Annotated in this window: 16 protein-coding genes and 4 tRNA genes; 1 reads left to right on the top strand and 19 read right to left on the bottom strand. The window is 59.2% G+C overall.

Annotation, left to right across the window (positions count from 1 at the left end; translation table 11 throughout):
• Positions 1–139 precede the first annotated feature (139 nt).
• The 8 genes from rpsJ to rpoB form a co-directional block, all read right to left on the bottom strand.
• Positions 140–451, bottom strand: a complete 312-nt coding sequence (rpsJ, locus tag PQR42_RS29680; protein WP_006998489.1) for a 30S ribosomal protein S10 — start codon at positions 449–451, stop codon at positions 140–142.
• A 130-nt stretch (positions 452–581) separates the two neighbouring features.
• Positions 582–1,772: an elongation factor Tu gene (gene tuf / locus PQR42_RS29675; RefSeq protein WP_012434572.1), complete on the bottom strand. Its 1,191-nt coding sequence runs from the start codon at positions 1,770–1,772 to the stop codon at positions 582–584.
• 47 nt (positions 1,773–1,819) lie between these two features.
• Positions 1,820–3,922 carry an elongation factor G gene (gene fusA, locus PQR42_RS29670; RefSeq protein WP_012434573.1) on the bottom strand — a complete coding sequence of 701 codons (2,103 nt, stop codon included), beginning with the start codon at positions 3,920–3,922 and terminating at the stop codon, positions 1,820–1,822.
• A 134-nt stretch (positions 3,923–4,056) separates the two neighbouring features.
• Positions 4,057–4,527, bottom strand: coding sequence for a 30S ribosomal protein S7 (gene rpsG / locus PQR42_RS29665; protein ID WP_006053291.1), 471 nt, complete (start codon positions 4,525–4,527; stop codon positions 4,057–4,059).
• A gap of 179 nt (positions 4,528–4,706) precedes the next feature.
• Complete coding sequence (gene rpsL / locus PQR42_RS29660) at positions 4,707–5,087, bottom strand: 30S ribosomal protein S12 (protein ID WP_006998493.1); 381 nt, start codon at positions 5,085–5,087, stop codon at positions 4,707–4,709.
• A gap of 222 nt (positions 5,088–5,309) precedes the next feature.
• Positions 5,310–7,157 (bottom strand): DNA helicase RecQ, encoded by a 1,848-nt coding sequence (gene recQ / locus PQR42_RS29655; protein WP_408388697.1) that lies wholly within the window; start codon positions 7,155–7,157, stop codon positions 5,310–5,312.
• Positions 7,158–7,361: 204 nt separating this feature from the next.
• A complete protein-coding gene (gene rpoC / locus PQR42_RS29650; protein ID WP_408220366.1) occupies positions 7,362–11,600 on the bottom strand; it encodes a DNA-directed RNA polymerase subunit beta' in 4,239 nt (1,412 codons plus the stop codon).
• A 21-nt stretch (positions 11,601–11,621) separates the two neighbouring features.
• Entirely contained in the window at positions 11,622–15,728 is a 4,107-nt protein-coding gene (gene rpoB, locus PQR42_RS29645; protein WP_408388695.1) for a DNA-directed RNA polymerase subunit beta, read from the bottom strand.
• Between the two features lie 124 nt (positions 15,729–15,852).
• On the opposite strand from rpoB, the gene PQR42_RS29640 reads away from it, so the two are divergent.
• Positions 15,853–16,095, top strand: a complete 243-nt coding sequence (locus tag PQR42_RS29640; protein ID WP_408220369.1) for a hypothetical protein — start codon at positions 15,853–15,855, stop codon at positions 16,093–16,095.
• 3 nt (positions 16,096–16,098) lie between these two features.
• Here the strand turns inward: PQR42_RS29640 and rplL are convergent, their stop codons facing one another.
• The 11 genes from rplL to PQR42_RS29585 all read right to left on the bottom strand — a co-directional run bounded on the left by rplL (position 16,099) and on the right by PQR42_RS29585 (position 21,297).
• Entirely contained in the window at positions 16,099–16,470 is a 372-nt protein-coding gene (rplL, locus tag PQR42_RS29635) for a 50S ribosomal protein L7/L12 (RefSeq protein WP_035554731.1), read from the bottom strand.
• A 63-nt stretch (positions 16,471–16,533) separates the two neighbouring features.
• The gene (gene rplJ / locus PQR42_RS29630; RefSeq protein ID WP_007180144.1) at positions 16,534–17,037 is read right to left on the bottom strand and encodes a 50S ribosomal protein L10; all 504 of its coding nucleotides are present in this window, start codon (positions 17,035–17,037) and stop codon (positions 16,534–16,536) included.
• Between the two features lie 302 nt (positions 17,038–17,339).
• Positions 17,340–18,038 carry a 50S ribosomal protein L1 gene (rplA, locus tag PQR42_RS29625; protein WP_408220372.1) on the bottom strand — a complete coding sequence of 233 codons (699 nt, stop codon included), beginning with the start codon at positions 18,036–18,038 and terminating at the stop codon, positions 17,340–17,342.
• The gene (gene rplK / locus PQR42_RS29620) at positions 18,039–18,470 is read right to left on the bottom strand and encodes a 50S ribosomal protein L11 (RefSeq protein ID WP_007180146.1); all 432 of its coding nucleotides are present in this window, start codon (positions 18,468–18,470) and stop codon (positions 18,039–18,041) included.
• Between the two features lie 165 nt (positions 18,471–18,635).
• Positions 18,636–19,193 (bottom strand): transcription termination/antitermination protein NusG, encoded by a 558-nt coding sequence (gene nusG, locus PQR42_RS29615; protein WP_007180147.1) that lies wholly within the window; start codon positions 19,191–19,193, stop codon positions 18,636–18,638.
• Position 19,194: 1 nt separating this feature from the next.
• Positions 19,195–19,575 (bottom strand): preprotein translocase subunit SecE, encoded by a 381-nt coding sequence (gene secE, locus PQR42_RS29610; protein WP_046567533.1) that lies wholly within the window; start codon positions 19,573–19,575, stop codon positions 19,195–19,197.
• A 36-nt stretch (positions 19,576–19,611) separates the two neighbouring features.
• A tRNA-Trp gene (locus tag PQR42_RS29605) sits at positions 19,612–19,687 on the bottom strand.
• A 64-nt stretch (positions 19,688–19,751) separates the two neighbouring features.
• The gene (tuf, locus tag PQR42_RS29600; protein WP_012434572.1) at positions 19,752–20,942 is read right to left on the bottom strand and encodes an elongation factor Tu; all 1,191 of its coding nucleotides are present in this window, start codon (positions 20,940–20,942) and stop codon (positions 19,752–19,754) included.
• 63 nt (positions 20,943–21,005) lie between these two features.
• A tRNA-Thr gene (locus PQR42_RS29595) sits at positions 21,006–21,080 on the bottom strand.
• A gap of 16 nt (positions 21,081–21,096) precedes the next feature.
• A tRNA-Gly gene (locus PQR42_RS29590) sits at positions 21,097–21,170 on the bottom strand.
• Between the two features lie 41 nt (positions 21,171–21,211).
• A tRNA-Tyr gene (locus tag PQR42_RS29585) sits at positions 21,212–21,297 on the bottom strand.
• Positions 21,298–21,398: the final 101 nt, after the last annotated feature.

Below are 21,398 nucleotides of genomic sequence, written 5' to 3'. Positions count from 1 at the left end.
GGGCATGAATTCATGCTGCAGCACACCGACTTTTTTGCGCCAATGCGCGAAAAGCCTTGCATTATAGCGAGGCTTTTCGTTTTCCGCAAGCAATCAATGACTTAGCGTTCGCCGGCGAGCCGGACAACCGCTGGAAGCCTTATTGCAGCTTGATTTCCACGTCCACGCCAGCCGGCAGATCCAGCTTCATCAGTGCGTCAACGGTCTTGTCCGTCGGATCGACGATGTCCATCAGGCGTTGGTGCGTACGGATTTCGAGCTGATCGCGCGACGTCTTGTTGACGTGCGGCGAACGCAGGATGTCGAAGCGTTGAATCCGGGTCGGCAGGGGCACCGGACCACGAACGATTGCGCCAGTCCGCTTTGCCGTGTCGACGATTTCAGCTGCCGATTGATCGATCAGGCGATAGTCGAAAGCCTTCAGGCGAATGCGGATTTTCTGGTTCTGCATGACAATTCCTTGGAAAAGAGCGAGGCGGTGTTGCACCGCCAGACAGTAAAAGAACGTAGAGCCGGGCGCCCGCTGAGGGCCGGCGCCCGGCTCCGGGCACCACTTACAGCAAATACGTCAAGTCGCGATTTTACTCGAGAATCTTGGCAACCACACCTGCGCCGACCGTACGGCCGCCTTCGCGGATTGCGAAGCGCAGGCCTTCTTCCATCGCGATCGGGTTGATCAGCTTCACCGTGATCGACACGTTGTCGCCCGGCATGACCATTTCCTTGTCCTTCGGCAACTCGATCGAGCCCGTCACGTCCGTCGTACGGAAGTAGAACTGCGGACGATAGTTGTTGAAGAACGGCGTATGACGACCGCCTTCGTCCTTGCTCAGCACGTACACTTCAGCCGTGAAGTGCGTGTGCGGGTTGATCGAACCCGGCTTCGCCAGCACCTGGCCACGCTCCACGTCTTCACGCTTCGTGCCGCGCAGCAGAATACCCACGTTGTCGCCTGCCTGACCCTGGTCCAGCAGCTTGCGGAACATTTCCACGCCCGTGCAGGTCGTCTTCACCGTCGGCTTGATACCGACAATTTCGATTTCCTCGCCGACCTTCACGACGCCGCGCTCAACGCGACCCGTCACCACCGTGCCGCGACCCGAGATCGAGAACACGTCTTCCACCGGCATCAGGAACGCGCCGTCCACTGCGCGCTCCGGCGTCGGGATGTACGTGTCCAGCGCATCGGCCAGATTCATGATCGCCACTTCGCCCAGCTCGCCCTTGTCGCCTTCCAGCGCCAGCTTGGCCGACCCCTTGATGATCGGCGTGTCGTCGCCCGGGAAGTCGTACTTCGACAGAAGTTCGCGAACTTCCATCTCGACCAGTTCCAGCAGCTCAGCGTCGTCCACCATGTCGCACTTGTTCAGGAACACGATGATGTACGGCACGCCAACCTGACGCGCCAGCAGGATGTGCTCACGCGTTTGCGGCATCGGGCCGTCAGCAGCCGAGCACACCAGGATCGCGCCGTCCATCTGCGCTGCGCCCGTGATCATGTTCTTCACATAGTCAGCGTGGCCCGGGCAGTCGACGTGCGCGTAGTGGCGGTTAGCCGTTTCGTACTCGACGTGTGCCGTGTTGATCGTGATACCACGTGCCTTTTCTTCCGGCGCCGCGTCGATCTGGTCGTATGCCTTCGCTTCGCCGCCAAACTTCTGCGTCAGAACCGTCGTGATCGCTGCCGTCAGCGTGGTCTTGCCGTGGTCAACGTGACCGATCGTGCCGACGTTCACGTGCGGCTTGGTCCGTTCGAATTTACCTTTAGCCATGTTTCTCTTCTTTCAAAAAGTTAATCGTTGAATGACTTGCCGCGCGATTACTTCGACTTCGCGTTGATGATCGCTTCGGACACGTTACGCGGTGCTTCGGAGTAGTGCTTGAACTCCATCGTGTACGTTGCACGACCTTGGGTCAGCGAACGCAGCGACGTCGAGTAGCCGAACATTTCCGACAGCGGGACTTCGGCGCGAACGATCTTGCCGCCGCCAACCATGTCGTCCATGCCCTGAACGATACCGCGACGACCCGACAGATCGCCCATCACGTTGCCCATGTAATCTTCAGGCGTTTCGACTTCCACAGCCATCATCGGTTCGAGGATGACCGGTTGAGCCTTGCGCATTGCTTCCTTGAACGCCATCGAACCGGCCATGCGGAACGCATTTTCGTTCGAGTCAACGTCGTGGTACGAACCGAACGTCAGGTGAACCTTGACGTCGACGACCGGGAAGCCCGCCAGCACGCCTGCCTTCAGCGTTTCCTGGATACCCTTGTCCACCGCCGGGATGTATTCGCGCGGAATCACACCGCCCTTGATCTCGTCGAGGAACTCGTAGCCCTTGCCTTGCTCATTCGGCTCGAGCGTGATGACCGCGTGACCGTATTGGCCGCGACCACCCGACTGCTTGACGAACTTGCCGTCAACATCTTCCGCCTTGCCGCGGATCGTTTCGCGGTATGCAACCTGCGGCTTGCCGACGGTCGCTTCCACGCCGAATTCGCGCTTCATACGGTCAACCAGAATTTCCAGGTGGAGCTCGCCCATGCCCGAAATAATGGTTTGGCCCGATTCTTCGTCCGTTTGAACGCGGAACGACGGATCTTCCTGTGCCAGACGGTTCAGCGCCAGACCCATCTTTTCCTGGTCAGGTTTCGTCTTCGGCTCAACAGCCTGCGAAATCACCGGCTCCGGGAAAATCATGCGTTCGAGCACGATCGGGCTTTGCGGATCGCACAGCGTGTCGCCGGTCGTTGCGTCTTTCAGGCCGACTGCAGCAGCGATGTCGCCCGCGCGGACTTCCTTGATTTCTTCGCGCTGGTTCGCGTGCATCTGCAGAATACGACCCAGACGCTCCTTCTTGTCTTTGGTCGCGTTCAGCACGGTGTCGCCCGAATTCACCACGCCTGAGTACACGCGGAAGAAGATCAGCTGACCAACGAACGGGTCGGTCATGATCTTGAATGCCAATGCCGAGAACTTTTCGTCGTCGGCAGCGCGGCGCTCGCCCTTTTCACCGTTTTCCAGCTCGCCGGTCACCGGCGGGATGTCGATCGGCGACGGCAGGAAGTCGAGCACGGCGTCCAGCATACGTTGCACGCCCTTGTTCTTGAACGCGGTGCCGCACAGCATCGGCTGGATTTCGCAAGCGATCGTACGGTCGCGCAGACCCTTGATGATTTCCGCTTCGGAGAGCTCGCCCTCTTCCAGGTACTTGTTCATCAGCTCTTCGCTCGACTCGGCAGCCGCTTCGATCATCTTCTCGCGCCACTCGTTGCAAGAGTCAGCCAATTCTGCCGGGATTTCTTCGTACGAGAACTTCGTGCCTTGGGACGCTTCGTCCCAAATGATCGCTTTCATCTTCAGCAGATCGACGACGCCCGTGAAGTTTTCTTCCGCGCCGATAGGCACCACGACCGGAACCGGGTTCGCCTTCAGACGCAGCTTGAGCTGGTCGTAAACCTTGAAGAAGTTCGCGCCGGTACGGTCCATCTTGTTGATGAACGCGAGACGGGGAACCTTGTACTTGTTAGCCTGACGCCACACGGTTTCCGACTGGGGCTGAACGCCGCCCACAGCACAGTAGACCATGCACGCGCCGTCGAGCACGCGCATCGAGCGCTCAACTTCAATCGTGAAGTCGACGTGGCCCGGGGTGTCGATGATGTTGATGCGGTGCTCAGCGCGGTCGCCGGCCATGCCTTTCCAGAACGCCGTGGTAGCAGCGGACGTGATCGTGATGCCGCGTTCCTGCTCCTGCTCCATCCAGTCCATGGTGGCAGCGCCGTCGTGAACTTCACCAATCTTGTGGTTCACGCCGGTGTAGAACAGGATGCGCTCGGTCGTCGTCGTTTTGCCGGCGTCGATGTGAGCGCTAATACCGATGTTACGGTAGCGCTCGATAGGTGTCTTGCGAGCCACTTTGATCCTCTATTGGGATGACGCGATGCGAGAAAATGCCCATCGCGCTGTAACACAAACGGGCGAGGCGCTTTGTAAGCGCACCCGCCCGGAATTTCTTTCCGTTTTTTCTGCTAAACCCGGGTTCGGGAAGCTTAGAAACGGAAGTGCGAGAACGCCTTGTTGGCTTCTGCCATCCGGTGAACTTCGTCGCGCTTCTTCATTGCGCCGCCACGGCCTTCGGCCGCTTCGGAAAGCTCACCTGCCAGACGCAGGGCCATCGACTTCTCGCTGCGCTTCTTCGCGGCTTCACGCAGCCAACGCATCGCCAATGCCATACGACGCGACGGGCGCACTTCGACCGGAACCTGATAGTTCGCACCACCAACGCGGCGGCTCTTTACTTCGACCACCGGCTTGACGTTGTTGAGCGCTACCGTGAACACTTCCAGCGGGTCCTTGCCACCCTTGGTCTGGATCTGTTCGAAAGCGCCGTACACGATACGCTCGGCAACCGACTTCTTGCCGGAGAGCATCAGCACGTTCATGAACTTAGCTACATCAACGTTACCGAACTTCGGATCCGGCAACACTTCCCGCTTGGGGACTTCGCGACGACGCGGCATGTTTCTTCCTTTAACTTTTCAGTTGGAGCTACTTTTAGCCCCGCGGCCACCAACTAACCCGATTCATCTCTAACGACTTACCAGCCTGGTCGGGTGACCACTTACTCGACAGCACCGGCGATTCCGGCACCACCGCTCTTACCGCCTTTGCAGGCGACCTGAAACTACGGACCGGCTAATTACTTGCCAGCCTTGGCACGCTTCGCACCGTACTTCGAGCGAGCCTGCTTACGATCCTTGACGCCCTGGGTATCCAGCGAGCCGCGAACCATGTGGTAACGCACACCCGGCAAGTCCTTGACACGGCCGCCGCGAATCAGCACGACCGAGTGTTCCTGCAGGTTGTGGCCTTCACCACCGATGTACGAAATGACTTCGAAGCCGTTCGTCAGGCGCACCTTCGCAACCTTACGGAGTGCCGAGTTCGGCTTCTTCGGCGTCGTGGTGTACACACGGGTGCACACGCCGCGACGCTGGGGGCAGTCCTGCAAAGCCGGGCTCTTGCTCTTCGTCGTTTCCGACGCGCGGCCTTTGCGAACCAGTTGATTGATGGTTGGCATTGTTTATTCCTGAAATTGAACAAAATCGACGCATCTGTTTCCGGGCAAAGCAGAAACGATTGCGCATCGAACTTCCGGACTGGGTAGCCGGCGCATGAATTGACTTCGCGCGCAGGCATTCCAAGAACCGGAACCTAGCATAATATTCCGAAATTACTAAGTGAGTCAACAGGTTGCGATGTTTCGTACCCCTGTCGACCTGCTCAGATACTCGCTGAGCGCTCAGTCGGCGGCGACGACTTCCAGCAATTCGTCGCCGAAACGGTCGAGTTTGCGTGCGCCCATACCCGGAATGCCGCGCAAATCCTCGATCGAGTCGGGCCCGTTGCGGGCAATTTCCGCCAAGGTCGCGTCGTGGAAAATCACGTACGCCGGCACGCCGTCGCTCTTCGCCGTTTCGGTGCGCCATGACCGCAGGCGCTCCCAGCGCGCGCGTTCGCGCGGGCCCATGCCGATCGTCGGGTCGGCGCGTTCGCTGGTGCGGCCGGACGATTGACGCGTGCGCGTCGGCTTCACATAGCGGCGCATCGTGACGTTCTGCTCGCCCTTGAGCACCGGCTTGCTTGCCTCGGTCAGGACCAGCGAGCCGAATCCTTCGTGATCAACCGTTAGATAGCCGAACGCGACCAGTTGGCGAAATACCGCGCGCCACTCCGGCTCGCCTAGCGCCGAACCGATGCCGAACGTAGTCAGTTTCTCGTGACCGCGCTGCAGGATTTTTTCACTGCTGTTACCACGCAAGATGTCGATCAGATGCCCGGCACCAAAATGGAAGCCGCTCGCCCGCTGCGCGCGGAACACGCACGACAGCGCCATTTGCGCCTCGCGCGTCGCATCCCATGTGTCGGGCGGTTCGAGGCAGTTGTCGCAGTTGCCACAAGGCTTACTCGATTCGCCGAAATAGGCGAGCAACCGCACTCGCCGACAGGTCGCCGCCTCGCACAGCCCGAGCAACGCGTCCAGCTTGCCGGTTTGCACGCGTTTGTGCGCGTCGTCGGCGTCGGACTCGTCGATCATCTTGCGCTGCTGCACGACGTCGCCGAGACCGTAGGCCATCCACGCGTTTGCCAGCATGCCGTCGCGGCCCGCGCGCCCTGTTTCCTGGTAATAGCCTTCGACGCTCTTCGGCAAGTCGAGGTGAGCCACGAAACGCACGTCCGGCTTATCGATCCCCATGCCGAACGCGATCGTCGCGCACATCACGATTCCTTCCTCGCGCTGAAACATCTCCTGATGCTTCTGGCGGATTTCGAACTCCATGCCGGCGTGATACGGCAGCGCGCGCATCCCTTTTTCCTTCAGCCACTCCGCCGTCTCTTCGACTTTGCGGCGCGACAGGCAATAGACAACGCCGGCGTCGGTCGTGCCGTCCGGCTTCGAATGCTCGGCGCGGATGAAGTCCAGCAATTGCGTACGCGCGTTGTCCTTTTCGACGATGCGATAGCGGATGTTCGGCCGGTCGAAGCTCGACACGAAAATGCGCGCGTCGTCCAACGCGAGGCGGTGGATGATTTCATCCCGCGTGATTGCATCCGCGGTGGCCGTCAGCGCGATTCGCGGCACGTTCGGGAAGCGCTCGTGAAGCACCGACAGCTGAATGTATTCCGGCCGGAAATCGTGCCCCCATTGCGACACGCAATGTGCTTCGTCGATTGCGAACAAGCCGATGCGCGTGCGCTCGAGCAACTCCTGGAAACGGGGCGTCATCAAACGCTCCGGCGCCACGTAGAGCAGATCGATCTCGCCTTCGCGTAACGCACGCTCGGTCGCCATCGCCTCGGCGCTCGACAGCGTCGAATTGAGATACGCGGCGCGCACGCCCACTTCGGTGAGCGCGGCCACCTGATCCTGCATCAACGCGATCAGCGGAGAAACGACGATGCCGGTGCCGAAGCCGCCTTCGCGGCGCACCAACGACGGAATCTGATAGCAGAGTGACTTGCCGCCGCCCGTCGGCATCAGCACGAGACAGTCGCCGCCGCCGGCGACGTGCTCGACAATTTCGCCCTGCTGCCCTCTGAACGCGGGGTAACCGAAGACTTCGTTGAGGATTTCGAGCGGACGGGACATGAATTTGAGAGAAGCAGCGTGATGCCGGTGACACGAATTTTACCAACGCATTCGTGCTGCGCTCGCGCTTTGATGCAGCGTTAGCCGTTTGGCCTACTAATCCGCAAAAAAGGCGCAAAAAAGAAGAGCGCATAAAAAAAGCCGCTCAGTCGAAACTGAGCGGCTTCGCTGGCTAGAGCCCCAAGCGGCTTGCGCCGCCGGGACTTACTCGCCTGAGTGCTGCTGTTCGGCGGCCGGGGTTTCCGGCGTACCGAATTCGAACGACTCTTCCGCTGCGATCTGATCGAAACGCTCGCGGTCGGACAGTTCCTTGCTCTTGCGTGCCTTGTGGAACGCGAGACCCGTACCGGCCGGAATCAGACGGCCGACGATCACGTTTTCCTTCAGACCACGCAGGTCGTCGCGCTTGCCCATGATCGCCGCTTCGGTCAACACGCGGGTCGTTTCCTGGAACGACGCAGCGGAGATGAACGAATCGGTCGACAACGAGGCCTTCGTGATACCGAGCAGCACGTTTTCGTACGTTGCCGGACGCTTGTCTTCCGCGATCATACGGTCGTTCTCGTCGAGCATATCCGACCGCTCGACCTGTTCGCCCGGGATGAAGCGCGTATCGCCGTTGTCCGAAATCTGCACGCGACGCAGCATCTGACGAACAATCACTTCAATGTGCTTGTCGTTGATCTTCACGCCTTGCAGACGGTACACGTCCTGCACTTCGTCCACGATGTAACGCGACAGCGCTTCGATACCTTGCAGACGCAAGATGTCGTGCGGATCGGCAGGACCGTCGACAATCATTTCGCCCTTGTTGACGACCTGACCATCGTGCACCAGAACCTGCTTCTCCTTCGCGATCAGGAACTCGTGCTGATTGCCGTCGAGGTCCGTGATAACGAGACGCTGTTTGCCCTTCGTGTCCTTACCGAACGATGTCGTACCCGTGACTTCCGCCAGGATACCTGCGTCCTTCGGCGAACGTGCTTCGAACAGTTCGGCCACACGCGGCAGACCGCCGGTAATGTCACGCGTCTTCTGCGATTCAACCGGGATACGTGCCAGCACTTCACCGACCTGCACTTGCTGACCATCCTTCACGGTGATCAGAGCGCCGACCTGGAACCCGATCTGCACCGAGTGCTCGGTGTTCGGGATCTTGACTTCTTCGCCGTTCGCATCGAGCAGCTTGACCTGCGGACGCACCGTCTTCGAAGCTTGCGAACCACGACGCTTCACGTCGATCACGACCAGCGTGGACAAACCCGTCACATCGTCGATCTGCTTCGCAACGGTCACGCCTTCTTCGACGTTTTCGAACTTCACCGTACCGCCCCACTCGGTGATGATCGGACGCGTCAGCGGATCCCACGTTGCCAGTTGCGTACCGGCCTTGATCTGCGCGCCGTCCAGCTGCAACAGCGTCGCGCCGTACGGCACCTTGTGACGTTCGCGCTCGCGACCGTGGTCGTCGGTGATCATCGCTTCGCCCGAACGCGAGATGACGATCTGCTCGCCCTTCGCGTTGGTGACGTAACGCATCGTTGCCGTGAAACGCACCGTACCGTTCGACTTGGCTTCAACCGACGAAGCCACTGCCGCACGCGACGCCGCGCCACCGATGTGGAACGTACGCATCGTGAGCTGCGTGCCCGGTTCACCGATCGACTGAGCCGCGATCACGCCAACTGCTTCACCGACGTTGACCGACGAGCCGCGGCCCAGGTCGCGGCCGTAGCAGGCTGCGCACAGACCGTAGCGCGTTTCGCAAGTCAGCGGCGTACGCACGCGCACTTCGTCGATGCCGAGGCGTTCGATTTCTTCGACCGCGTCTTCGTCGAGCAACGTGCCCGTTTCGTACAGCGTTTCCTGCGATTCCGGATTGACGACGTCAGCCACCGTCACGCGACCCAGAATACGGTCACGCAGCGCTTCGACGACTTCGCCGCCTTCGACCAACGCCTTCATGGCGACGCCGTTGGACGTACCGCAATCGTCCTCGACCACCACCAAGTCTTGCGTCACGTCGACCAGACGACGCGTCAGGTAACCCGAGTTTGCCGTCTTCAGTGCCGTATCAGCCAGACCCTTACGTGCGCCGTGGGTCGAGATGAAGTACTGCAACACATTCAGGCCTTCGCGGAAGTTCGCCGTAATCGGCGTCTCGATGATCGAGCCGTCCGGCTTCGCCATCAGGCCACGCATACCGGCCAGCTGACGAATCTGAACCGCGGAACCGCGAGCACCCGAGTCCGCCATCATGTAAATCGAGTTGAACGATTCCTGACGCGTTTCGTTGCCGTCGCGATCCGTGACCGGTTCCGTCGACAGCTGTTCCATCATCGCCTTGCCGACCGCTTCCGACGTTGCCGACCAGATGTCGACCACGTTGTTGTAGCGCTCTTGCGACGTGACGAGACCCGACATGTACTGACGGTCGTATTCCTTCACCTTCTTCGCGGCGTCGCCGACGATGGTTTCCTTCTGCGGCGGCACGAGCATGTCGTCGACGCAGATCGAGATACCAGCGCGCGTTGCCAGACGGAAACCCGACTGCATCAACTGGTCGGCGAAAATCACCGTTTCACGCAGACCGCACTTGCGGAATGCGGTGTTGATGAGACGCGAGATTTCCTTCTTCTTCAGCGGCTTGTTGAGCACCGAGAACGGCAGGCCCGGCGGAAGGATTTCCGACAGGATTGCGCGGCCGACGGTGGTCGGGTACAGCGTGATCTTCGGCACGAACGCCGGCGCACCTTCCGACTTGTCTTCGTTGTGGACCATTTCGGTGATCCGCACGTTGACGCGCGAGGCGAGCTCGACTTCCTTGTTCTCGTAGGCACGCAGCGCTTCCGAAACGCCGGTGAACGTCAGGCCTTCGCCCTTTGCGTTCACTGCCTCACGGGTCGCGTAGTACAGGCCGAGCACGATATCCTGCGACGGCACGATCGACGGATCGCCGTTGGCCGGGAACAGGACGTTGTTCGACGCCAGCATCAGCGTGCGCGCTTCCATCTGCGCTTCCAGCGACAGCGGCACGTGAACAGCCATCTGGTCACCGTCGAAGTCGGCGTTGAACGCCGCGCAAACGAGCGGGTGCAACTGGATTGCCTTACCTTCGATCAGCACCGGCTCGAAAGCCTGAATGCCAAGACGGTGCAGCGTCGGCGCACGGTTCAGCATGACCGGATGTTCGCGAATGACTTCTTCGAGAATGTCCCACACCACCGGCGTCTGGTTCTCGACTTCCTTCTTCGCAGCCTTGATGGTGGTAGCAACACCCATCACTTCCAGCTTGTTGAAGATGAACGGCTTGAACAGTTCGAGCGCCATCAGCTTCGGCAGACCGCACTGATGCAGCTTGAGCGTCGGGCCGACCACGATCACCGAACGGCCCGAGTAGTCGACGCGCTTACCGAGCAAGTTCTGACGGAAACGACCGCCCTTACCCTTGATCATGTCAGCGAGCGACTTCAGCGGACGCTTGTTCGCGCCAGTCATGGCCTTACCGCGACGACCGTTGTCGAGCAGCGAATCGACGGCTTCCTGCAGCATCCGCTTTTCGTTGCGGACGATGATTTCAGGCGCCTTCAACTCGAGCAGACGCTTCAACCGGTTGTTACGGTTGATCACGCGGCGATACAGGTCATTCAGGTCCGACGTCGCGAAACGGCCGCCGTCCAGCGGCACCAGCGGACGCAGTTCCGGCGGCAGCACCGGCAGAACTTCGAGCACCATCCAGTCAGGCTTGATGCCCGAACGCTGGAAAGCCTCGAGCACCTTCAGGCGCTTCGCGTACTTCTTGATCTTCGCTTCCGAACCCGTGTTCTTGAGCTCAGTGCGCAGCATCTCGACCTGTTCGTCGATGTTGATCGCGCGCAGCAGTTCGCGCACGCCTTCCGCACCCATTTCGGCACGGAATTCGTCACCGTACTCTTCGACCTTGTTGTAGTAATCCTCTTCCGTCATGATCTGCCGCGCTTTCAGCGGCGTCATGCCCGGATCGATCACCACATATGCTTCGAAGTACAGCACGCGTTCAATGTCGCGCAGGGTCATGTCGAGCACCATGCCCAGACGCGACGGCAGCGACTTCAGGAACCAGATGTGCGCAACCGGCGAGGCCAGTTCGATGTGGCCCATCCGTTCGCGACGCACCTTCGCCAGCGTCACTTCGACGCCGCACTTCTCGCAGATCACGCCACGGTGCTTCAGGCGCTTGTACTTGCCGCAAAGGCATTCGTAGTCTTTGATCGGCCCGAAGATCTTGGCGCAGAACAAACCATCGCGTTCCGGCTTGAACGTCCGGTAGTTGATGGTTTCCGGCTTCTTCACTTCACCGAACGACCACGAACGGATCTTGTCCGGCGAAGCCAGACCGATCTTGATCGCGTCAAAAACTTCAGGCTGTTGGACTTGCTTGAATAGATCGAGCAGAGCTTTCATTGCTTTCTCTCCGTAGTCCGATTAGTTGCGGTCGAGGTCGATGTCGATACCGAGCGAGCGGATTTCCTTCACCAACACGTTGAAGGATTCCGGCATGCCGGCGTCGATCACGTGATCGCCCTTGACCAGGTTTTCATAAACCTTGGTCCGGCCTGTCACGTCGTCCGACTTCACCGTCAGCATTTCCTGCAGCACGTACGATGCGCCGTACGCTTCGAGCGCCCACACTTCCATTTCACCGAAACGCTGGCCACCGAATTGCGCCTTACCGCCCAACGGCTGCTGCGTCACGAGCGAGTACGGGCCCGTGGAGCGCGCGTGCATCTTGTCGTCGACCAAGTGGTGCAGCTTCAGGTAATGCATGTAGCCGACCGTCACCGTACGTTCGAACATTTCGCCCGTGCGGCCGTCGTACAGACGTACCTGATTCTTCGACGGCGTCATGCCGAGGTTCTTCGCGATGTCGTCCGGGAATGCCAGATCCAGCGCGCGCGACATTTCTTCTTCCGTCGCACCATCGAACACCGGCGTTGCAAACGGAACGCCTTCGCGCAGGTTCTTCGCCAGTTCGACGATCTCGTCGTCCGTGAAGCTGTCCAGCTCTTCGGCGCGGCCCGACTCGTTGTAGATCTTGGTCAGGAATTCGCGCAGTTCAGCGATCTTCGCCTGACGCTGCAGCATTTCGCCGATACGCCAGCCGAGACCCTTCGCGGCCCAACCCAGATGCACTTCGAGAACCTGACCCACATTCATCCGCGACGGCACGCCGAGCGGATTGAGCACGACGTCAGCCGGACGGCCGTCGGCCATGTACGGCATGTCTTCGATCGGAACGATCTTCGACACCACACCCTTGTTACCGTGACGGCCGGCCATCTTGTCGCCAGGCTGCAGGCGGCGCTTGACTGCCAGATACACCTTGACCATCTTCAACACGCCCGGCGGCAGTTCGTCGCCTTGCGTGAGCTTCTTGCGCTTTTCTTCGAACGCCAGATCGAACTGGTGACGCTTCTGTTCGATCGAGTCCTTGATGGCTTCGAGCTGTGCCGCTGCTTCTTCGTCCGCGAGGCGGATGTCGAACCAGTGGTAGTGATCCAGATCTTGCAGGTAAGCCTGTTCGATCTTCGTGCCCTTGGCCAGTTTCTTCGGACCGCCGTTCGCGACCTTGCCGTCGAGCATACGTGCGAGACGCTGGAACGCGTCGCCTTCCACGATGCGCAGCTGGTCGTTCAGGTCGAGGCGATAGCGCTTCAGTTCATCGTCGATGATCTGTTGCGCGCGCTTGTCGCGCTGAATGCCTTCGCGCGTGAACACTTGCACGTCGATCACGGTGCCGCTCATGCCCGACGGCACGCGCAGCGACGTGTCCTTCACGTCCGAAGCCTTTTCACCGAAGATCGCGCGCAACAGCTTTTCTTCCGGCGTCAGCTGGGTTTCGCCCTTCGGCGTGACCTTGCCGACCAGCACGTCGCCTGCTTCGACTTCAGCGCCGATGTAGACGATGCCCGACTCATCGAGACGGCCGAGTTGCACTTCAGCCAGGTTCGAGATGTCGCGCGTGATTTCTTCCGGTCCAAGCTTCGTATCGCGAGCAACGACGTTCAGTTCTTCGATGTGGATCGACGTGTAACGGTCGTCGGCAACCACCTTCTCCGAGATCAAAATCGAGTCTTCGAAGTTGTAGCCGTTCCACGGCATGAACGCGACCAGCATGTTCTGGCCGAGAGCCAGCTCGCCGAGGTCAGTCGATGCACCGTCAGCCAGCACGTCGCCACGCGACACGATGTCGCCGACCTTCACGATCGGGCGCTGGTTGATGTTCGTGTTCTGGTTCGAACGCGTGTACTTGATCAGGTTGTAGATGTCCACGCCGACGTCGCCGGCAACGGCTTCATCGTCGTTCACCCGGATCACCATACGGCCTGCGTCGACGTAATCGACCACACCGCCGCGGAATGCCTGAACCGTCGTACCCGAGTCGACTGCCACCGTGCGTTCGATACCCGTACCGACCACGGCCTTTTCAGGACGCAGACACGGCACAGCTTGACGCTGCATGTTCGAACCCATCAATGCGCGGTTCGCGTCATCGTGCTCGAGGAACGGAATCAGCGATGCCGCCACCGACACGATCTGCGACGGCGCCACGTCCATGTACTGGATGCGGTCCGGCGTGACCATCAGCGTTTCGCCTGCTTCACGCGACGACACCAGTTCGTCGGTCAGCGAGCCGTCAGCAGCAACCGCCGCGTTCGCCTGAGCGATCACGTAACGGCCTTCTTCGATCGCCGACAGATAGTCGATCTGATCCGTCACCTTGCTGTCCACGACCTTGCGATACGGCGTTTCGAGGAAGCCGTATTCGTTCAGGTGCGCGTACAGAGCGAGCGAGTTGATCAGGCCGATGTTCGGACCTTCCGGCGTTTCAATCGGGCACACGCGACCATAGTGAGTCGGGTGCACGTCGCGGACTTCGAAGCCTGCGCGCTCACGCGTCAAACCGCCCGGGCCAAGTGCCGAAACACGGCGCTTGTGGGTGATTTCCGACAGCGGGTTCGTTTGGTCCATGAACTGCGACAGCTGCGACGAACCGAAGAACTCGCGAATCGCCGACGAAATCGGCTTCGAGTTGATCAGGTCGTGCGGCATCAGGTTTTCGCTTTCGGCCTGGCCGAGGCGTTCCTTCACAGCACGTTCGACACGCACGAGACCTGCGCGGAACTGGTTTTCCGCCAGTTCGCCGACGCAACGCACACGACGATTGCCCAAGTGGTCGATGTCGTCCACTTCGCCCTTGCCGTTACGCAGTTCGACCAGGATCTTGATCGTGGCGAGGATGTCGTCGTCTTGCAGCGTCATCGGGCCGACGATTTCGTCGCGACCGACACGGCGATTGAACTTCATACGACCCACCTTGGACAGGTCGTACGCGTCTTCGCTGTAGAACAGACGGTTGAACAGCGCCTCGACCGCTTCTTCGGTCGGCGGTTCGCCCGGACGCATCATGCGGTAGATCGCGATGCGTGCGGCCATCTTGTCCGCGGTTTCGTCGATACGCAGCGTCGACGAGATGTACGGACCTTGATCCAGATCGTTCGTGTAGAGCGTCTGGATGTCTTTGATCTTCGACTCGCGCAGCTTCTCGAGGACGGTCTCGGTGATTTCGTCATTCGCGTTAGCGATGACTTCACCGGTGTCGCCGTCGACGACGTTCTTCGCCAGCACGCGGCCGAGCAGATAGTCTTCCGGGACCGAGATGAACTTGGTCTTGGCGTTGTCGAGATCGCGAATGTGCTTCGCGTTGATCCGCTTGTCCTTCTGGACGATCACGTTGCCATCACGGTCCGTGATGTCGAAACGCGCGACTTCGCCACGCAGACGCTCGGGAACGAATTCCATCTGCGCGCCTTCCGGCATCAGCGTGAAATTGTCGAACACGAAGAAGTTTGCGAGGATCTGTTCCGGCGTGAGGCCGATGGCCTTCAGCAGGATCGTGACCGGCATCTTGCGGCGACGGTCGACGCGGAAGTACAGCACGTCCTTCGGGTCGAACTCGAAATCGAGCCACGAACCGCGGTAAGGAATGATACGTGCCGAGAACAGGAGCTTGCCCGAGCTGTGCGTCTTGCCCTTGTCGTGTTCGAAGAACACGCCCGGCGAACGGTGCAGCTGCGAAACGATCACACGTTCCGTGCCGTTGATGACGAACGAACCCGTCGGTGTCATGAGCGGAATTTCGCCCATGTACACTTCCTGTTCCTTCACTTCCTTGACGACCGGCTTGCTCGGCGATTCCTTGTCGAGCAGCACCAGACGCACTTTCGCGCGCAGGGCCGAGCAGTACGTCAAACCGCGCTGCTGACATTCCTTGATGTTGAATGCCGGCGGCGACAGCATGTAGCTGACGAACTCTAGACGAGCGAACCCGTTATGCGAAACAATCGGGAAAACGGAGGTAAACGCAGCTTGCAGGCCTTCCGGCTTGCGTTGCGTGGACGACGTGTCTGCTTGCAGAAACGTGCTGAATGATTCAAGCTGGGTAGCCAGCAGGAAAGGTACTTGGTGAACGATGGGGCGCTTCGCAAAACTCTTGCGAATACGCTTCTTCTCGGTGAAGGAATATTGCATACGATCTCCGAATCACGGCGGGCATTGTTGTCGAGGCAGGATACCTTGATGAGACAACCCGAGTGTTCACCGACTGAGACCCGATGGCCGTCCGATGGCTTGAACGAGCCTAGAAGCTTGGTGGTTGGCCGCTACCAACCGCTGGCTGACGGCAGCGGATGCCTATGTTGCCCGCTACCCGACCAAACTTGCCTTCTGCAGTCGCTTCAGAAGACAAAGAGAAACGCCGGTCAATGTTGCCGAATGGCGATTTTCTTTGGCCTCTGGGGCTTCTATTCTTGCCGAAATTGACTGGCAAAAACGATGTCCCCACAAAGCACAAAAAGGCCGGCGGTGGAAAACCGCCAGCCTTCGCACAGCGCGCTGAAACTTACTTGATTTCAGCTTTCGCGCCGGCTTCTTCCAGCTTCTTCTTGGCTTCTTCAGCAGCAGCCTTCGGTACCGCTTCCTTAACAGGCTTCGGTGCGCCGTCGACCAGGTCCTTCGCTTCCTTCAGGCCGAGACCCGTCAGTTCACGAACAGCCTTAATGACCGAAACCTTGTTCGCGCCGACTTCCGTCAGGTTGACCGTGAATTCGGTTTGCTCTTCAGCGACAGCAGCAGCTGCGCCTGCCGGGCCTGCCACTGCAACAGCAGCTGCCGACACGCCAAACTTTTCTTCGAACGCCTTAACCAGCTCGTTCAGTTCCAGAACCGACATCGAGCTTACTGCCTCGAGGATGTCTTCTTTTGCGATTGCCATTTGAAATACTCCTAAATTGAATTCGGATACAGCCAGCGATCAATCACGCTCGACTGAAGTGCATTACGCAGCGGTTTCTTCGCCTTGTTTCTTTTCAGCCAGCGCGGCCAGAGCGCGCGCAAAGCCGGAAACAGGTGCTTGCATAACGTACAACAGCTTGGAGAGCAGTTCTTCGCGGCTCGGGATGTTTGCCAGCGCTTGCACGCCAGCCTTGTCCATCACCTTGCCTTCGTAGGAACCAGCCTTGATGATCAACTTGTCATTGGTTTTGCCGAAGTCGTTGACGACCTTAGCAGCAGCAATTGCATCTTCCGAGATGCCGTAGATCAGCGGACCAGTCATCTGCTCTGCCAGCGGAGCAAACGGGGTACCTTCGACAGCGCGACGCGCCAACGTGTTTTTCAACACGCGAAGGTAAACCTGTTGCTCACGCGCTTTCGCGCGCAGCTTGGTCAGATCGCCAACCGCGATTCCACGATACTCAGCCAGAACCACGGTCTGGGCTTTCGCGACTTGCGCGGCAACCTCAGCGACGACGGCCTGCTTGCTTTCTTTGTTAAGTGGCACGGTTAACCTCCAGATTCGATACACGCGGCGTGCGCCTTGTGTACCGCGTTCAATAACGGCGTCCGACCAGTCAGGAGTATTTCGACCGCCCGATGCCCACATTGCTGCGGAGATCGACCGGCTTCATCACTACAAAACCTTTTCGGGTTCGCCATCTGCGTTGGCTTTGCATTAAGGACTCGCCTACCTGATGCGTGCCCGCCAACGGTCTTTGACAACCGGTCGCTCAATGCAGACTGCCATCTCACGACCGCCCAAAGCCCATAAAACCGCCCCGACTCACGCCGAGGCGATGAAATCTTTTACTGTGCTGCGATCGATGCCTGGTCGACGCGAACGCCAACACCCATCGTGCTCGACAGCGCAACCTTGCGCAGGTACACACCCTTGCTCGTTGCCGGCTTCGCTTTTTGCAGCGCGTCGACGAGAGCGTTCAGGTTGCTACGCAGAGCCGTCGGCTCGAACGAAGCACGGCCGATGGTGGCGTGGATGATACCGGCCTTGTCGACACGGAATTGCACCTGACCAGCCTTGGCGTTCTTCACTGCCGTTGCGACGTCCGGCGTAACCGTACCGACCTTCGGGTTCGGCATCAGGCCGCGCGGGCCGAGGATCTGACCGAGCGTACCGACAACGCGCATCGTGTCCGGCGAAGCGATCACGATGTCGAAGTCCAGCTTGCCGGCCTTGACTTGTTCAGCCAGGTCTTCCATACCGACGACTTCTGCGCCGGCTGCACGAGCCTGTTCAGCCTTTTCGCCTTGTGCGAACACAGCGACGCGGACCGACTTACCGGTACCTGCCGGCAGAACGACCGAGCCACGAACCACTTGGTCCGACTTTTTTGCGTCGATGCCGAGTTGCACTGCAACGTCGATCGACTCGTCGAACTTCGCGCTTGCGCATTCCTTCACGAGCGACAGAGCTTCGTCGATTGCGTACAGCTTTTGACGATCAACTTTGGCTGCAAATGATTGCAGACGCTTCGAAAGCTTAGCCATTTACACGCCCTCCACGGTGATGCCCATCGAGCGGGCGCTACCAGCGATCGTACGAACCGCTGCGTCCAGATCAGCTGCCGTCAGATCGGGCATCTTGGTCTTGGCGATGTCTTCTGCTTGAGCGCGGGTGATCTTGCCGACCTTGTCGGTATGCGGCTTGCTCGAACCCTTGTCGATCTTCGCTGCCTTCTTGATCAGAACCGTTGCCGGCGGCGTCTTCAGAACGAACGTGAAGCTCTTGTCCGCAAATGCGGTGATCACGACCGGAATCGGCAGACCCGGTTCCAGTGCTTGAGTCTGCGCGTTGAACGCCTTGCAGAACTCCATGATGTTCAGGCCGCGTTGACCCAGCGCCGGACCGACCGGCGGCGACGGATTGGCTTTACCTGCAGGAATCTGCAGCTTGATAAAGCCGATGATTTTCTTTGCCATGTTGAAAACCTCTTTGGAACACCGCATGGGCACATGCGGGCGTTCAGTGAGTAGTAGCGCGCGTTCGCCGAAAAATTGGGTACTTACGCTCCTCAACGGCCGTTACGCGGACCGTAAGCGCGAAATACGGAACGCACCGACTGGTGCGCTCCGTAGAATTCTGGATTACAGCTTTTCGACCTGGCCGAATTCCAGTTCGACCGGCGTTGCGCGGCCGAAGATTGTAACGGAAACACGGACGCGCGACTTTTCGTAGTTCACTTCTTCGACGCTGCCGTTGAAATCTGTGAACGGACCGTCCTTCACCCGCACCATCTCGCCGACTTCGAACAGGGTCTTCGGACGTGGCTTTTCCACGCCTTCCTGCATTTGCGACATGATCTTCTCGACCTCCCGCGGGGAAATCGGACTCGGACGATTACGTGCACCACCTACGAAACCCGTCACCTTTGCCGTGTTTTTCACGAGATGCCACGTCTCGTCAGTCATTTCCATCTCCACGAGTACATAGCCCGGGAAGAAACGACGCTCGGTCACCGATTTGTGACCGCCCTTCACCTCGACCACTTCTTCAGTCGGAACGAGGATCTGACCAAACTGGTCTTGCATGCCAGCACGTTCGATGCGCTCCTGAAGCGCACGTTGCACGCTCTTCTCCATGCCGGAGTAGGCGTGCACGACATACCAACGTTTGCCGCTCGGGGATGCCGGAGTATCGCTCATATTATTTCCAACCCAGAATCACCGAGAAAATCGCCCATTCGATGGATTTATCACTAATCCAAAGAAAGATCGCCATGACGAACACGAAGCCGAACACTACGAGCGTTGTCTGGGTAGCCTCCTTGCGAGTCGGCCAAACAACCTTACGGACTTCTTTATACGAATCTTTGGCGAAAGCGATGAAACCCTTGCCAGGCGCGGAGAGAAGACCGACTGCAACACCCGCGATCGCACCAACAGCCAAGGCGGCTCCGCGGACGTACCATTCCTGGCCGCTAAGCCAGAAGAACCCCACGAACCCGGCCAAGACCAACAATACGCCCGCGACGAGCATCAGCTTGTCGCCGGATGTATTTACAGTTTCGACGGAAGGATTCGCCATAACACCTTAACGAAGCGCCACATACGGCGCGAGAATTGGCAGGGGCAGAGGGAATCGAACCCCCAACCTTCGGTTTTGGAGACCGACGCTCTGCCAGTTGAGCTATACCCCTAAACCATTTGGGGTTGACGACACCGCCAACCCCGAAACTACCGATCAACGAGAACTATCTGGCGTTACTCGAGGATCTTGGCAACCACACCTGCGCCGACCGTACGGCCGCCTTCGCGGATTGCGAAGCGCAGGCCTTCTTCCATCGCGATCGGGTTGATCAGCTTCACCGTGATCGACACGTTGTCGCCCGGCATGACCATTTCCTTGTCCTTCGGCAACTCGATCGAGCCCGTCACGTCCGTCGTACGGAAGTAGAACTGCGGACGATAGTTGTTGAAGAACGGCGTATGACGACCGCCTTCGTCCTTGCTCAGCACGTACACTTCAGCCGTGAAGTGCGTGTGCGGGTTGATCGAACCCGGCTTCGCCAGCACCTGGCCACGCTCCACGTCTTCACGCTTCGTGCCGCGCAGCAGAATACCCACGTTGTCGCCTGCCTGACCCTGGTCCAGCAGCTTGCGGAACATTTCCACGCCCGTGCAGGTCGTCTTCACCGTCGGCTTGATACCGACAATTTCGATTTCCTCGCCGACCTTCACGACGCCGCGCTCAACGCGACCCGTCACCACCGTGCCGCGACCCGAGATCGAGAACACGTCTTCCACCGGCATCAGGAACGCGCCGTCCACTGCGCGCTCCGGCGTCGGGATGTACGTGTCCAGCGCATCGGCCAGATTCATGATCGCCACTTCGCCCAGCTCGCCCTTGTCGCCTTCCAGCGCCAGCTTGGCCGACCCCTTGATGATCGGCGTGTCGTCGCCCGGGAAGTCGTACTTCGACAGAAGTTCGCGAACTTCCATCTCGACCAGTTCCAGCAGCTCAGCGTCGTCCACCATGTCGCACTTGTTCAGGAACACGATGATGTACGGCACGCCAACCTGACGCGCCAGCAGGATGTGCTCACGCGTTTGCGGCATCGGGCCGTCAGCAGCCGAGCACACCAGGATCGCGCCGTCCATCTGCGCTGCGCCCGTGATCATGTTCTTCACATAGTCAGCGTGGCCCGGGCAGTCGACGTGTGCGTAGTGGCGGTTAGCCGTTTCGTACTCGACGTGTGCCGTGTTGATCGTGATACCACGTGCCTTTTCTTCCGGCGCCGCGTCGATCTGGTCGTATGCCTTCGCTTCGCCGCCAAACTTCTGCGTCAGAACCGTCGTGATCGCTGCCGTCAGCGTGGTCTTGCCGTGGTCAACGTGACCGATCGTGCCGACGTTCACGTGCGGCTTGGTCCGCTCAAACTTACCCTTGGCCATTTTCGACTCCTAAGAGGATTTTTCCGTACGTTGCGCCGGGCGCAAACAATCACCGAGTACTTCTGGTGCCCATGGGCAGGATCGAACTGCCGACCTCTCCCTTACCAAGGGAGTGCTCTACCACTGAGCCACATGGGCGCTACTTCTGTGTTGCTGGAGCGGGTGAAGGGAATCGAACCCTCGTCGTAAGCTTGGAAGGCTTCTGCTCTACCATTGAGCTACACCCGCAAGGATTCATGGATTCCCAACAACTGCTACAACTTGCATTCTGGTGGAGGAGGTTGGATTCGAACCAACGTAGGCGTAAGCCAACAGATTTACAGTCTGCCCCCTTTAGCCACTCGGGCACCCCTCCGCAGAGAACTGATGATTATGGGGGAACAACCGCTTGTTGTCAAGGCTTGCTTGACTGTTCCAAACCCAAAGCTCTCACTTATATAGCGATTGCAGCATCAC

This window comes from Paraburkholderia sediminicola (assembly GCF_046027355.1).
GTDB lineage: Bacteria > Pseudomonadota > Gammaproteobacteria > Burkholderiales > Burkholderiaceae > Paraburkholderia > Paraburkholderia sediminicola_B.
Note: the sequence above shows the minus strand (reverse complement) of the source record. Positions and strands in the feature narration are given on the sequence as shown.